The organism is Micromonospora sp. NPDC049151 (assembly GCF_040648395.1).
Taxonomy (GTDB): domain Bacteria; phylum Actinomycetota; class Actinomycetes; order Mycobacteriales; family Micromonosporaceae; genus Micromonospora.
Genome location: NZ_JBEZDP010000002.1, coordinates 234,810 through 248,493, shown reverse-complemented (window position 1 = coordinate 248,493; position 13,684 = coordinate 234,810). Strand labels below are relative to the sequence as shown.

Genomic DNA, 13,684 nt, shown 5'->3' with positions numbered 1-13,684 from the left:
GGCTCAGGCGCCGGGGATGATCGGGGTGGGTGTGCCGTCCGGCGCGTAGCTCAGGTAAAGCGGCTGGTAGCCGGGTGCGGTGGGGTCGACGGCCGGGTTCTCCCTGACGACGAAGAGCCGGCCCTGCCCGGGGTCGATCGGCTTGCCGTCCGGGGTGGTCACGGGCGTCCCGGCCAGCGGGGTGATCGAGTCGTAGAGGTTCGCGTCCACCCGGGCGCTGCCGTCCTCGAACGGGTTGAGTGCGATCAGCCGGTACCCCTCGGGCAGCGGCCGGCCGCCGACGTGGGCGGTCGCGTACTCCGGCCGCACGAAGTACGACGAGATGGCCGGGTGGGCGGCGGTGAGCGGGATCAGCGGCTCGGCGGGCTGGACGGGCAGCATCGGGGCGCCGTACTGCCGCGGAGCGACCCCGGCCTGTTCGGCGACCGGTTCGGTGAGCGCCAGCCGACGGGACGTCAGATGCGGCCGGCGCGGCTCACCCTCCGCGGTGGGCTCCAGCACCGGGTCCGCGACCACCGCCCGCCGGGGGTACGTGAGGCCGTCCAGGCCGTCGAAGTCCTTCGTCATCTTCCGGCTGACGTCGAGGGCGGCCTCGTCCGCCTCCCGGTACGCCCGGCTGCTCTCGGTGAGCCCCTGTGCGGTGTAGCGCAGGGTTCCCCGGACGCCGCCGATGATCGCTTCGAGGTTGTCCAGGCCCTCCAGGAACTTCGTCGAGAACTGCTCGCCCATGTCGTCGTCGCCCCAGGCCCTGGCGTAGCGGGCGCGCAGCGCGGTCAACTGGGTGAGGTACGTGTCGTAGAGCTGCACGTGCGACTCGTACGCCTTGCCGAGCCCCTCCACCCCGTCCGGGTCGACCCACAGCCGCCCGCCGGGATTGTTGCTGATCACTCGGGCCCCCGGGTCAGGAGTTCCCGCACGCTCGTCACCATGCGGGGTTCCTTCGGCAGGAACGCGTCCGCCCCGGCCTGGCCCCGGACCAGCTTGTGGGCGTCCAGACCGTCCGGCAGCATCGGCGCCAGCACGTCGGCCGCCTGGTTCATGACCTGTTCCTTGGCGTCGGCGTAGGTGTCGAGGACGAGCCGGGTCAGATCGGCGGTGGTGAGCCGCTTGTGCGCGCCGGAGGGGAACTGGATGTCGGTCAGCACGCCGTTCTGGCCGACGGTGACGCTCACCTCTTGGCGCGGTGACGTCGCGGTGGCCGAGAGCGCGCTCATCCGGGCCTGCATCTCGGCGAGGCTGTTGCGCTGCCGTTCGTACTCCTGGAACAGGCCTTCGATGCGCTCGCTGTAGTTCACGACGGACCACTCCCTCGACGTCGCCGTCAAGTGAAGACGCCACCGCCGTCGCGCCGGAACTCCGGCCGGGGATCAGTGCATGAAAGTGCAACCACTCTTCCCGGTCGGTCGGCCGGCGGCGCCGGGTCCCGGGGCGCTGCCGTGCAATGTTCGGTGACGTTCGGACATGGTGGCGCGAACGGGTTGCCGCCGGGCAGGGCCGCGGATCAACACTCTTCCCTGCCACCTTTCCCTGACACGAGGAGTCCGGCCGTGACGATGCCGACCGTCAGCACCACCGAAGAGGGTATGCAGCGGGCTGCCCAGGAGTTCTCCGACAAGGCCACCGCCTTCACCGGCCAGCTGCGCGCCGTCAACGGGCAGATGGCCATCCTGATCTCCTCCTGGACCGGCCAGGCGTCGCAGGGCTTCAACCAGGCCATGGACAACTGGGAGAACGCGTTCCAGCGGGTCATCAACGAGCTGCTGAAGATGCTCGAGGTCATGGGTGTGACCACGAAGGGCTACCAGACGGCCGAGGACGAGGCGTCGAGCGTGGCCAACTCCTTCGGCGCGGCTCTGCCGGGCATCTGAGCCGCATCCGGATCCCCCCGATCTCCCGAGAGGACTGACGTGTCCAACTACACCTTCGACTTCGTGCAGGCAGACGCCGTGCTGACCGACATGAACCGCATCAACGGCCAGATCCAGTCGTCGCTGGAGGAGATGGAGCGCACCGTCGAGGCCAGCCTGGCCCAGTGGACCGGTGCCGCCCAGGAGCAGTACAGGGTCTCGAAGCTGGCCTGGAACCAGGCGGCCGACTCGATGGTCGGCTACCTGGAGCAGGCCCGGCAGACGCTGCTGCAGATCTCGGACAACTACGGCACCACCGAGCAGCGTCACGCCATGATCTGGAACGACGTCCGCGGCGGCTGAACCGCCGGACGGCCGCCGCGGACGCGGCGTGGCGGCCCACGTCGTCCGTCCCCGGCCCGGTGAGCTAGACGACCCGGGCCGCTGGGGTCTGTGCCAACGTTCCGTCGTCGACTCTCGAGTGGAGTGAGCTCCTTGGCCCGCATTGACTGGGGATACCCCAACGACAAAGCCATCAGCGCGATGAACGCCTACGGCATGGGTGACGAGGCCATAGGGAAGCCGGACGGCACCGTTCAGGCGGCGCACGACTCCTGGATGGCCTTCTACAACAAGCACCAGAACAACCGCACCGGCGTGAACTACGAGCGATGGAAGGACGAGGTCCGCGCCGAGCATCCGGAGTGGATCGAGGCCCGCGACTGGTACGACAAGAACATCCTCGACACCGAGGGCTGGAAAAACCTCGTCAAGACGTACAAGGACAACATCACCGACCCGTCGAACGTGAAGCCGCCCGCGTTCACCGACCAGTCAGACTGGATCGACGACGAGATCTCGACCGGCTCGGGCTTCAAACCGCCGGCGATCAACCCGACGTTCAAGGGTGACACCGCCTCGACCAGTGGCGTGGCGGTCAACACCGCCGCCCTGAAGTGGTTCGCGGAGGACGTGCTGGGCAGCATCACCGGCGCCGGGAAGATCCTGCTCACCACGGCCGACCAGGTGGGCGCGATCGACCCGCGTCCCGGCGCCTTCGCCCGGGCCGAGGTGCTGCGGCAGGCGATCGTCGGGGCGACGGCCCAGGACGGCGGCGTCAAGGGCGACATGAAGGACATGCTCGTCAACATGAACACCGCCCTGCTCGCGGTGCAGACCGCCCTGCTGAAGATGGCCGCGGAGTACGAGAACCTCGAAGAGCTGAACGCGCTGACCACCGACAAGCTCGGCGAGATCATGGGTGACTCCTTCAAGGGCCTGGACAACCTGAGCACCTACGGCCAGAAGATCGTCAAGACCGACGGAAACTGACGCGGGCGAAACGGTCTCGCCGCTCGCGAAGAGGGACAGGGCATGGGCAACGGCCTCGGTGACAGCAAGCTCGACGGGTGGAACGACCCCGCGGAGGAGGCGGCCACCTTCCCACCCAAGGTGGTCCCCGTCAGCGACCTGTACGACTACCAGACCTGGGCGAAGGAGACCCGGGGCTGGCGGAAGCTCGAGGCCGCGGTGAACGGCGGCGCCGCGCTGACCACCGAGAGCGGGCGGGACCACGCCAAGACGCTGGTGAGCGTCCGGTCCGTCGTCGAGACCGCGCAGGCCTTCCAGGCGACCCAGGACCTGCTGATCTGGCTCGAACAGACCATCCGTACCGCTGTCACCTCGATGGTCGGAGACGACAAGGCGTGGAAGGGGCCGGCGGCCAACGGGTTCCGCGACAAGATGAACTTCTACGCCGACCTGCTCGGCAAGCAGGCAGAGCACCTGGCCGGCGGCGCGGTCCCGGACTCCACCACGGCGGCCAACAGCATCAACTCCTCGACCAACCGCAACTCGCTGCCGTCGCAGCTCTACGACGCCGCCAACCATCTGTCCTGGGCCCAGCAGACGATCGCCTACCTGGACGGCGCCTGGGCCACGATCGCCTCGGACAACGGCGTCGGCAGCGGCAGCGGCCCGGTGCCGATCAGCGGCACCGAGTACGAGAAGCCGATGGCCCAGCAGATGTCCGAGGTCGTCCACACGGTCGCCGAGAAGTACCGGATGACCACCGACAAGGCGGGGACGTCCGGGGTCACCATGCCGACGCCGAGCATCAACGTGCCGACCGGCCCGCCGATCTCGTCGCCGAACCTCACGACGCCGACCCTCACCACCCCGCCCACGATCACCCCGCCGGGATTCACCGCGCCACCCGCCGGCGGTATCACCACGCCGGGGTTCACCACGCCGCCGAACATCACCGTGCCCTCGATCACGCCGCCGAACCTCGCCGACATCGGTGGTCCGGGTTCCGGCCAGGGACCGGGCGCCATCACCCCGCCGTCGTTCTCGGGCCCCGGCGAGATCGGTGGGCCCACGCCAGGCGGGGGCGGCGGCAGCGGGCTGCCCGGCTTCGACGCGCCGGGCATCAACGGGCCGGGGGGCGCCGGCTTCCCCGGCGTCGGCGTACCGGGTGGGGGCGGCCTGCCGGGCGGGCTCGGTTCCGGTGTCGTTCCGCCGGGCATCAAGCCGCCGGGCTCGGCCAACCTCGGTGGCGGCGCGGGTGGCGCCGGATCGGTCAAGCCGCCGTCGTTCTCCGGACCGGGTGAGGTGGGCGGCCCGAAGCCGGGGGCGGGTACGGGCACGGGAACGGGCATCGGCAAACCGGGCGGCGGGTTCACCGCGCCGAGCATCCCGGGATTCGGCCCGCCCGGCGGCGCCGGTCCCGGCGCGGGCGGCAGCCCCGGGCTGCCGGAGAAACCGGACGCGAACGGGTTGCTCGGCAACAGCGACGACTTCGTCCCCGGGGCCGTCGACGGCGTGGACATCCCGGCCGCTCCCGGTGGCGCCGTGCCCGGAGGCGGTGGCTTCCAGTCACCGATGATGCCGGGCATGCCCGGCGCGGGCGCTCCCGGCGCCGGTGCCGGTGGCGGCTCAGGTGTCCCCGAGGCACCGGATGCCAAGGGCCTGGTGGAGGGCGACGAGGCGGACTGGCGGTCACCCGGGTTCGACGGCGTGCAGGTTCCCGGCGCACCGGCCGGCGTCTCGGCCGGCGGCGCCGGGCTGGGCGCCGGCATGCCGCCCATGCCCGGAATGCCGGGGCCCGCAGGTGGCGCGACGAACCCCGGTGGGGCCGAGTCGCCCGACGCCCGGGGACTCGTCAGCGGCGACCCCGAGACCTGGGGACCGGTGGGCGTGGACGCGGGCGTGCCGGACGGGTCGGGCGGCGCGCCGGCCGGTGGCGACGGGCTCGGCGTCGACGGCCCGCAGATCCCCGCCGCGCCGGTGGCTCCGGGCGTCGGCGTCGACTCGCCGGTCACGGCGCCGGCCGGTGCCGCGATGCCGATGATGCCGGGAGCGCCGGGTGCGCCGGGCGCCGGTGCGGGCGCGCCCGCCGGTGTGCCGGACGCGCCGGACGCCTCCGGGCTGGTCGAGGCGGACGCCGACGACTGGCGCCCGTCGACCCCCGACGCCGGTGCGCCGCAGGCGCCCACGGGAGCGGGCACGGGCGGCGCCGGACTGGTGGAGCCGGTCCCCGTCGCGCCGCCGAGCACCGGTGTGACGCTCCCGAGCACCGACGTGTCGGCACCGGTCGCCGGTGTGCTGCCGCCGATGGGCGGCCCGCCGGGCAGCCACGCGCCCGCCGGCACCACACCACGTACCGCACCAGCGGCGTCCGATCTGATCCGCCCGGACGAGACGGAATGGACCCCGGCCCGGCCGGAGGACTGCGCGCCGGAGGCGGGCGACGGGACGGTGGATCCCGACGGTGCTGCACCGGTCACCGCTGTGCCCGGCTCTCGACCGGACGGTCCACCTGCCGGCCCGGATCCGGGCGTGCCGGAGGCCGCCGCCGAGGAGCCCGCGCCGGACGTTCCGGCGGCACCCGTGTCCGGCACCGGCGGTACGCCGGGTGTGCCCGTACCGGAAGTGGTCGTGCCGCCGACGGCGGTGGAGGTGCCGACGGTGGTCGATCTGTCCCCGGCGGTGGAACCGCCGTCACGGGCGGAGCCGCCCGCGGCCGTCGTGCCGCCGGTGGTCGGCGGTGTCGTGGCGGCTCCGGTGATCGTCGGTCAGCCGGGTCTGCCCGCCGCGCCCGGCCCGGTACCGAACCCACCCGCCCAGCCCGGGCAGCCGAGCCAGGCCGCCCAGCCCGGCCAGGCGGCGAGCCCACCCGGCCAGACGGCCGCGCCGAACCCGTCCGGGCAGGCGAACCCGCCTGCTCAGCCGAACTCGCCTGCGCAGTCGAACCAACAGGTCTCGCCGGGGGGCGGCGGTCCGGAGGGGACGCAGCGGAGGACAGCCGTCGTGGCCGACGGTGAGGTGGCGGTCGCGGTCCCCGGCGCGCTCGGCCTGGCCGGTGCCGCCGCCGTCGCCGGAGTCGGTGGTCCACAGACGTCCGGCCGCGCGGCGTCCGGCGCGGGCCCCGACGACCCGGGCCGGACCGGTACGGTCCGGGCGCGCTCCGATCGCGACGACGAGCGCGAGCCCGGTGCCGGCCGGGAACCCGCCGCGGGTCTGCGCGAGGACGACGCTGTCTGGGGCGGTGACCGCGCCCGGCCGGCGGCCGGCGACCACGTGCCGCTGGTCCGCCCGGACGACGACCCGGACGACACGGCGGGCTGGGACGACCTCAGCGACGCGGACTGGCTGACCGGCCCGTCAGCTGACGACGGCAGGGAAGGGTGACCATGTCGGAGACACCGCAGCCCCCGCGTGCCGTGTGGCGGCGGGTGGCGCCCGCGAAGGCGCCCAGGCCGTCCGACGGCACGCTCGACTTCTTCAGCGCCGACCTGGAGAAGTTGCCCCGGTGCGGTGAGCCCGGCGTCAGCGACGCCGAGTTCACGGCGTCGCTCGCCGACGAGGAGACGGCTGCCGCCGCTCGCGCCGAGGCGTTCTGGGCCGAGCAGGAGCGACGCCGCAGGGACGAGGAGGAGCGGGCGAAGAGGGAGAAGAAGCGCCAGGCGGAGGAGGACGACGACGTCAAGGTGGCCGAGCGCTACCGCAACGACCGCTACGCGGTGAAGCTGCTGCGCCAGGAGCGCACCGTCTGGGGCGGCGACGGCGCCGACGCGGGGACGCTCGGATGAGTACGGTCACCGTCAAGCGCCCGCCCCGCGCGCCGGGCCCGGAGGCGCCGGAAGGCTCGGTCGAGCTGCAGGAGCCGCCGCTGATGGCGGAGGAGGCCCCGCTCGACTTCCGCTCGTTCGCGATGGTCGTGCCGATGGGCCTCGGCATGGGCGCGATGCTCGCGATGTTCGGCCTCTACAACCGCACCCCCGTGATGTACGTGATGGGCGGCGCGATGGCCGGTGGCATGCTGCTCATGGGCGTCATGCAGATCGGCCGGGCGGCGTCCGAGCGCAAGCGCAAGATGCGCGGCGAACGGCGTGACTTCCTGCGCTACATCGGGCAGTTGCGCAAGCAGGCCCGCGAGGCGGCCGACCAGCAGCGCCGGCACGTGCTCTGGAACAACCCGCAACCCGGCTGGCTGTGGTCGATCGCGATGGGCAGCCGGCTGTGGGAGCGCCGGCCCAGCCACGACGACTTCGGCCGGGTCCGCATCGGTCTCGGCCGGCAGGCCGCGATGCTGAAGTTCAACCCGCCGTCCACCAAGCCGATCGAGGACCTCGAACCGCTGTCGTCGATCTCGCTGCGGCGGTTCTCCGAGGCGTACCGGACGGTGTCGGGCATCCCGACCTCGGTCGGCCTGCCGAGTTTCACAAGCGTCGAGTTCGAGGGCGCGATCGACCCGGCGATCGACCTGGCCCGCGCCATGGTGGCGCAGCTGGCGACCTTCCACGCCCCGGACGAGCTGCGGATCGCGGTGCTCGCCGCCGAGGTGCACCGGGGCCCGTGGGAGTGGGTCAAGTGGCTGCCGCACAACGCGCATCCCACCGCGTACGACGCGGCCGGTCCGGTACGGATGTTCGCCGGCAGCCACGACGCGCTGATGGACATGCTCGGTCCGGAGATCACCGACCGGGGCGACCACGACCGGGCCGTCAGGCCGACCACCAGCGAGCCGTTCCTGGTGATCGTCGCGCATCTGGTGGACCTGCCGGACAGCTCCCGCCTGCTCGGTGCGGGCATCCGCAACGTGGTGCTGCTCGACCTCACCGGCGCGATGCCCGGCGGTCCCAAGGTGCTGCGGCTGACAGTCACCGGCGACGTCGTGGAGTTCCCGGCCGGCGCGACGACCGGCTCGGCGAAGCGCGACGGTCTGGACCGGACCCAGTGCGAGGCCCTCGCGCGGATCATCGCGCCGAAGCGGACCAGCGGCACGCTGGAGGTGTCCGACGAACCGCTGGACACCAGCTTCGAGCTGACCACGCTGCTCGGCATCCGCGACGCGATGACCTTCGACGTGCAGGCCCTGTGGCGTACCCGGACCCCGCAACGCAACCGCCTCATGGTGCCGATCGGTGTCACCGAGGAGGGCGAGGTCATCGAGCTGGACCTGAAGGAGTCCGCGCAGGGCGGCATGGGCCCGCACGGCCTGCTGATCGGCGCCACCGGCTCGGGCAAGTCGGAGCTGCTGCGTACCCTCGTCTGCGGCCTGGCCGCGACGCACAGCTCGGAGATCCTCAACCTGGTGCTGGTCGACTTCAAGGGCGGCGCCACCTTCCTCGGCATGGACAAGCTGCCGCACACCTCGGCGGTGATCACCAACCTGGCCGACGAGCTGCCGCTTGTCGACCGGATGCAGGACGCGCTCAACGGCGAGATGACCCGGCGGCAGGAGATGCTGCGGGCCAGCGGCTACGCCTCGCTGTTCGACTACGAGAAGGCGCGCGGCAACGGCGCCCAGCTCGTGCCCTTCCCGGTGCTGCTGATCATCGTGGACGAGTTCAGCGAGCTGCTGTCCAGCAAGAGCGAGTTCATGGACCTCTTCGTGTCCATCGGCCGGCTCGGCCGGTCGCTCGGCGTGCACCTGCTGCTCGCCTCCCAGCGCCTGGACGAGGGCCGGATCAACCGGGTCGAGGGGCACCTGTCGTACCGGCTGGCGCTGCGCACGTTCTCCTCGATGGAGTCGCGGTCGGTGATCGGTGTGGGTGCGGCGTACGAGCTGCCGCCCGAGCCGGGCAACGGCTACCTCAAGGTGGACACCACGAACCTGGTGCGCTTCAAGGCGGCGTACGTCTCCGGCGCGTACACCGGAAGTGGACGCCGCGGCGGCGTCGCGGACGCCGGGGACGAGCCCACCGCGGACGTGGTGCCGTTCACCACCCGGCAGGTGGCGGTGCGCCACGACCCCGGGCCGGAGCGTCCGGCCGAGCAGGTCGACGAGCCCGCCGGCGACGCGAACGGGCCGAGCCTGGTCGAGGTGCTGCTGGACCGGCTCGCCGGCTCGGGCCCGCCGGCCCGCCAGGTCTGGCTGCCGCCGCTGTCCTACGCGCCGAGCCTGGACTCGCTCATCCCGAGCGTGCTGCCCGACCCGGTACGCGGCATGACCATCGACGACCCGGCCGTCCAGGGTGGCCTCCGGGTTCCGGTGGGCGTGGTGGACCGGCCCGCCGAGCAGCTGCGCGAGCTGCTGGTGGTCGACCTGAACGGCGCCGACGGCCACGTCGGCATCGCGGGCGCCCCGCAGAGCGGCAAGTCGACGCTGCTGCGCAGCCTGATCCTGGCGCTGTCGCTGGCGAACACGCCCCGCGAGGTGCAGTTCTACGGCCTGGACTTCGGCGGCGGCGGCCTCGCCTCGATCGCCGGCCTGCCGCACGTCGGCTCGATCGCGACCCGGATGGAACGCGACCGCGTCGTCCGGACGGTCGAGGAGGTCCTCCAGGTCATGGAGAAGCGCGAGGCCGAGTTCGCCCGGCACGGGCTCGACTCCATGTCCAGCTACCTGGCCAAGGTGGCCGAGGGGACGATCGAGGACGGCTTCGGGCACGTCTTCCTGGTCATCGACGGCTGGTACACGATGAAACAGGACTTCCAGGAGCTGGAGCAGAAGTTCCAGGAACTCGCCTCGCGTGGCCTGTCCTTCGGCGTGCACGTGATCGTCACCGCGACCCGCTGGTCGGAGCTGCGTACCTGGATGCGGGATCTGCTCGGCACGAAGCTGGAGCTGCGGCTCGGTGACGCGATGGAGTCCGAGCACGGCTCCCGCAAGGCGGCCACCGTGCCCAACCAGGTCGGGCGCGGTCTCACCGACGGCGCGCTGCACTTCCTGGCCGCGCTGCCCCGGATGGACGGCAGCTCCGAGGTGGGCGACCTGGCCGAGGCGACCAAGTCGGTGGTCGAGGAGATCGGCACGTTCTGGCCCGGTCCGGCCGCCCCGCCGGTACGGATGCTTCCGGCGCACCTGATGGTGGAGACGCTGCCACCGCCCGAGTCCTACTTCAAGTTCGTCATCGGCCAGGACGAGCAGCGTCTCGCCCCGGTCTGGCACGACTTCATGGCCACGCCGCACATGCTGGTCCTGGGCGACAGCGAGACCGGCAAGACCAACCTGCTCCGGCTCGTCCTGCGGTCCATCCAGCAGCACTACCCGCCGGAGCGGGCGAAGGTCGTGCTCGGCGACTCGCGCCGCGACCTGGACACCGCGATCGGCGCCGCGTACCAGGTGGGCTTCGCGTTCACCGGCGACAAGATGCACGAGCTGGCCGGCCAGGCGTCGGTCTCGATGAACCGGCGGATGCCCGGCGCGGACGTCTCGTCCGAGCGGATGCGCAAGCGCGACTGGTGGGAGGGGCCGGAGCTCTTCGTCATCGTCGACGACTACGACCTGATGACCAAGAGCACCGGGATGGGCTCGACGCTCGACCCGCTCCTGCCGTTGCTCGCGCAGGGCGCCTACATCGGCCTGCACGTGATCGTCGCGCGCAGCACCTCCGGCGCGATGCGGGCCATGATGGACCCGGTGATCCGGCGGATGTGGGAGCTGGGCACGCCCGCGACGCTCTTCTCCTACCCGAAGGAGGAGGGCAAGTTCCTCGGCGAGGCGAAGCCCCGCCAACTGCCGCCCGGACGCGCCCAGCTCGTCACCCGGCGCGGCGTACGCCTGATGCAGACCGGTTTCGTGTCCGACACGGCCCGATGAGAGAGGCTCGCTGGTGACCGCAGCGCTGAACGACCAACTGTGCCGGATCACGGTGATCGGGCCGGCCCGCCGGGCCGACCTGGCCGTACCGGCACGGATGCCGGTGGCGAACCTGATGCCGCTGCTGGTGCGGCACACCACCGATCTGGCCCGGGTCCCCGACGGCGAGGCGCCCGACGAGTCGTGGGTGCTGCAGCGCCTCGGCCAGGCGCCGTTCGAGCTGTCCGGCACGCCGGAGAGCCTGGACTGGCTGGAGGGTGAGGAGCTGCACCTGCGCCCGGCGCAGGACCCGCTGCCCGAACTCGACTTCGACGACCTGGCCGAGGGCGTCGCCACTGTGGTCAACCGGCGGGCCGACAGGTGGCAGCCGGAGTACCGCCGGGTGCTGTTCCTGGTGCTCTGCGTGGTGGCGATGGGCCTGATCGCCGCCGTGCTCGTGGACCGGGGGCCGGTGCTGCCCCAGGTGATCGGCGGCGCGGTGCTCGCGGCCGGCCTGTTCACCGCGTCGATGGTCAGCGCCCGCCAGCAGAGCGACGGCGCGTTCCCGCTGCTGTTCGGCGGCGGCGCGGCGTTCTTCGCGGCGGTCGCCGCGTCCAGCGCCGTCGACGGCGACCCGGAGGGCGTGGCCTGGAACGCCAGCGCCGGGCTGGCCGCCACCGTCGCGATCGTCGCGGTGACCGCGTTGCTGCTGATCGCGCAGCGTACGGTCACGCCGGTCATGCCGTTCGCTCCACTGCTCGTCATCGCGCTGACCGCCGCGATCGTGGTGCTCGTGCTGCTGGCCGGCGACGGCTTCGCGCTCACCGCGCCGGAGGTCTCCGCAGTGGCCGTGTCGGTGATCCTGGTGCTGATCGTGATCGCGCCCCGGGCGGCGGTGAAGCTGGCCCGGCTGCGCGGGCCGCAGTTGCCCAAGACCGGCGCGGACATGTCGTACGACATCGAGCCGGAGGACTCCGACCTGGTCAAGGCACGCGCCGACGAGGCGGACACCTACCTGACCGCCTGCATGACCGCCTCCGCGCTGGTCCTGCCGGTGCTGATGCACCACACCATGAAGGTGCCCGGCTGGTCCGGGTGGACGCTCGTGCTCGTGACATCGAGTGCAATCCTGTTGCGCTCGCGTACCTTCTTCGGTTTCTGGCAGCGGGTCGCCCTGGTGGCGGCCGGTACCGTCGGCTACCTCATGGTGGCCCTGATGTTCTCCGACAAGCTCGCCCCGACCGGCCGGTACGTCCTGCTCGGCGGGCTCGTCGCCCTCCTGGTGCCGCTGGTGATGGCCGCGTTGCGGCCGTGGCCGCGCCGGATGCTGCCGTTCTGGGAGTACACGGCCGGCGGGCTGGACGTCGCCACCGGCCTGGCCGTGCTGCCGGTGCTCGCCCAGGTGCTGGGGCTCTACGCCTGGGCCCGCGGGCTGTTCGGGTAGCCGGCCGTGCAGACCCAGCGCGACCACGTCCACGCCCACCAGTTCATGATGGGCCGGCTGAGTTCCGCCCTGGTGCAGGGCGACCCGTCGACGGCGGAGATTCCCGGGCAGCGCGCCGTCACCGGCCTGGCCTTCGGCGTGCTCATCAGCGTCCTGGTCGTGGCCGGGTTCGCCGTCTACGGCTGGATCGTCCCCGGCGGCAGCAAGGCGTACGCCCGCAGCGGCGTGATCCTGGTGGAGAAGGAGAGCGGCAACCGGTACGTCTACCTCGACGGTGCGCTGCGCCCGACGCCGAACCTGACCTCGGCCATGCTGGTCCAGGGCGCGGGCGCCACCGTGAAGCTGATCTCCCAGGAGTCGATCAAGGACGTGCCGCGCGGGCCGTCGATCGGCATCGACGGCGCCCCGCAGTCGGTCGCCACCGGGCCGATGGTGGCCGGGCCGTGGCTGGCCTGCCTGCCCGGCTCGGTCACCGACGAACCCGGCGACCGGCTCGGCCTCAACCTCGACCCGCGCGCCGAAGCCGTCCCGGTGCCGGCCGACCGCTTCGCCGTCGTCCGCACCGCCGACGGGCCGACCTACCTGGTGACCGCCGACCGCAAGCACCGGGTGGCCGACCCGGCCGTGCTCGCCGCCCTCGGCGCCACCACCACCCGCAAGGTGCCCGCACCGGGGGAATGGCTCGGTTTCCTGCCCGACGGGCCGGACCTGGCGCCGGCCACGATCCCGGGAGCGGGCCGCTCCGGACGGGTCGGCGACCGCACGTACCCGATCGGCACGCTGTTCCGGCAGCGGCCCGACACCGGCGCGGAACAGTTCCTGGTGCTGCGCCGCGACGGTCTCGCGCCGCTGAGCCGGACCGAGTTCCTGCTGGCCACCGCCGCCTCCGGGGAGGAACCGGTGGAGTTGAGCGCCGCCGGGCTCGCCGCCGCGCGGATGTCGGCCGACAGGTCGCTGCTCACCCGGCTGCCCGACCTGACCGGCCTCACCCCGCAGGAACCCGGCCCGTACGCGCTGTGCCTGCGCCAGGGCCCGGCGGACGGCACCCGGTTCGACAGCACGGCGGTGCTCGTCCCGCTGGCCCGCTCCGGCGTCCGCCCCGACGGCCGCACGTCGGTGCTCCTGGCACCCGGCAGCGGCATGGCGGTGCTCCCGGCACCGGCCGGCTCCAGAGCGGCGCAACCCCTGCCCACGTACATCGCGGACGACGGAAAGGCGTACCCGATCGGCGACCAGGACGCGGTACGGGCGCTGAAGCTCGACCGGGTCGTGAACGTTCCCTTCCCGAGAGAGCTGCTCGCGCTGGTGCCCCAGGGCCCGGCGCTGAGCATGAGGGCCCTCGCGGCCGCAGAAGTGGGGTAGGTC

10 protein-coding genes are annotated in these 13,684 nt (G+C 72.5%); 8 read left to right on the top strand and 2 right to left on the bottom strand.

Going from position 1 to position 13,684, the window contains the following annotated elements; translation table 11 throughout:
• Positions 1 to 3: 3 nt before the first annotated feature.
• Positions 4 to 888: a hypothetical protein gene (locus AB0B20_RS04055; protein ID WP_357467926.1), complete on the bottom strand. Its 885-nt coding sequence runs from the start codon at positions 886 to 888 to the stop codon at positions 4 to 6.
• On the bottom strand, positions 885 to 1,295 hold the full coding sequence (locus AB0B20_RS04050) for a YbaB/EbfC family nucleoid-associated protein (protein ID WP_357467922.1): 411 nt from the start codon (positions 1,293 to 1,295) through the stop codon (positions 885 to 887). The genes AB0B20_RS04055 and AB0B20_RS04050 overlap by 4 nt, the downstream gene beginning before the upstream one ends.
• 252 nt (positions 1,296 to 1,547) lie before the next feature.
• On the opposite strand from AB0B20_RS04050, the gene AB0B20_RS04045 reads away from it, so the two are divergent.
• The 8 genes from AB0B20_RS04045 to eccB all read left to right on the top strand — a co-directional run bounded on the left by AB0B20_RS04045 (position 1,548) and on the right by eccB (position 13,681).
• A complete protein-coding gene (locus AB0B20_RS04045) occupies positions 1,548 to 1,868 on the top strand; it encodes a WXG100 family type VII secretion target (RefSeq protein ID WP_357387170.1) in 321 nt (106 codons plus the stop codon).
• Positions 1,869 to 1,907: 39 nt separating this feature from the next.
• Entirely contained in the window at positions 1,908 to 2,210 is a 303-nt protein-coding gene (locus tag AB0B20_RS04040) for a WXG100 family type VII secretion target (RefSeq protein ID WP_357387168.1), read from the top strand.
• A gap of 132 nt (positions 2,211 to 2,342) precedes the next feature.
• Entirely contained in the window at positions 2,343 to 3,179 is an 837-nt protein-coding gene (locus tag AB0B20_RS04035; protein ID WP_357387166.1) for a hypothetical protein, read from the top strand.
• A 42-nt stretch (positions 3,180 to 3,221) separates the two neighbouring features.
• Complete coding sequence (locus AB0B20_RS04030; RefSeq protein ID WP_357387164.1) at positions 3,222 to 6,539, top strand: hypothetical protein; 3,318 nt, start codon at positions 3,222 to 3,224, stop codon at positions 6,537 to 6,539.
• Between the two features lie 2 nt (positions 6,540 to 6,541).
• Positions 6,542 to 6,940 carry a hypothetical protein gene (locus AB0B20_RS04025; protein ID WP_357387162.1) on the top strand — a complete coding sequence of 133 codons (399 nt, stop codon included), beginning with the start codon at positions 6,542 to 6,544 and terminating at the stop codon, positions 6,938 to 6,940.
• Positions 6,937 to 10,896, top strand: coding sequence for a type VII secretion protein EccCa (eccCa, locus tag AB0B20_RS04020; RefSeq protein WP_357467917.1), 3,960 nt, complete (start codon positions 6,937 to 6,939; stop codon positions 10,894 to 10,896). The genes AB0B20_RS04025 and eccCa overlap by 4 nt, the downstream gene beginning before the upstream one ends.
• 13 nt (positions 10,897 to 10,909) lie before the next feature.
• Entirely contained in the window at positions 10,910 to 12,319 is a 1,410-nt protein-coding gene (gene eccD, locus AB0B20_RS04015) for a type VII secretion integral membrane protein EccD (RefSeq protein WP_357467914.1), read from the top strand.
• Between the two features lie 6 nt (positions 12,320 to 12,325).
• Entirely contained in the window at positions 12,326 to 13,681 is a 1,356-nt protein-coding gene (eccB, locus tag AB0B20_RS04010) for a type VII secretion protein EccB (RefSeq protein WP_357467911.1), read from the top strand.
• The last annotated feature ends 3 nt before the right edge of the window (positions 13,682 to 13,684 follow it).

Bases quoted from the DNA above. Each gene is read 5' to 3' on its own strand.
- AB0B20_RS04030 (WP_357387164.1), top strand. From the start codon at position 3,222: ATGGGCAACGGCCTCGGTGACAGCAAGCTCGACGGGTGGAACGACCCC.
- AB0B20_RS04025 (WP_357387162.1), top strand. From the start codon at position 6,542: ATGTCGGAGACACCGCAGCCCCCGCGTGCCGTGTGGCGGCGGGTGGCG.
- eccCa (WP_357467917.1), top strand. From the start codon at position 6,937: ATGAGTACGGTCACCGTCAAGCGCCCGCCCCGCGCGCCGGGCCCGGAG.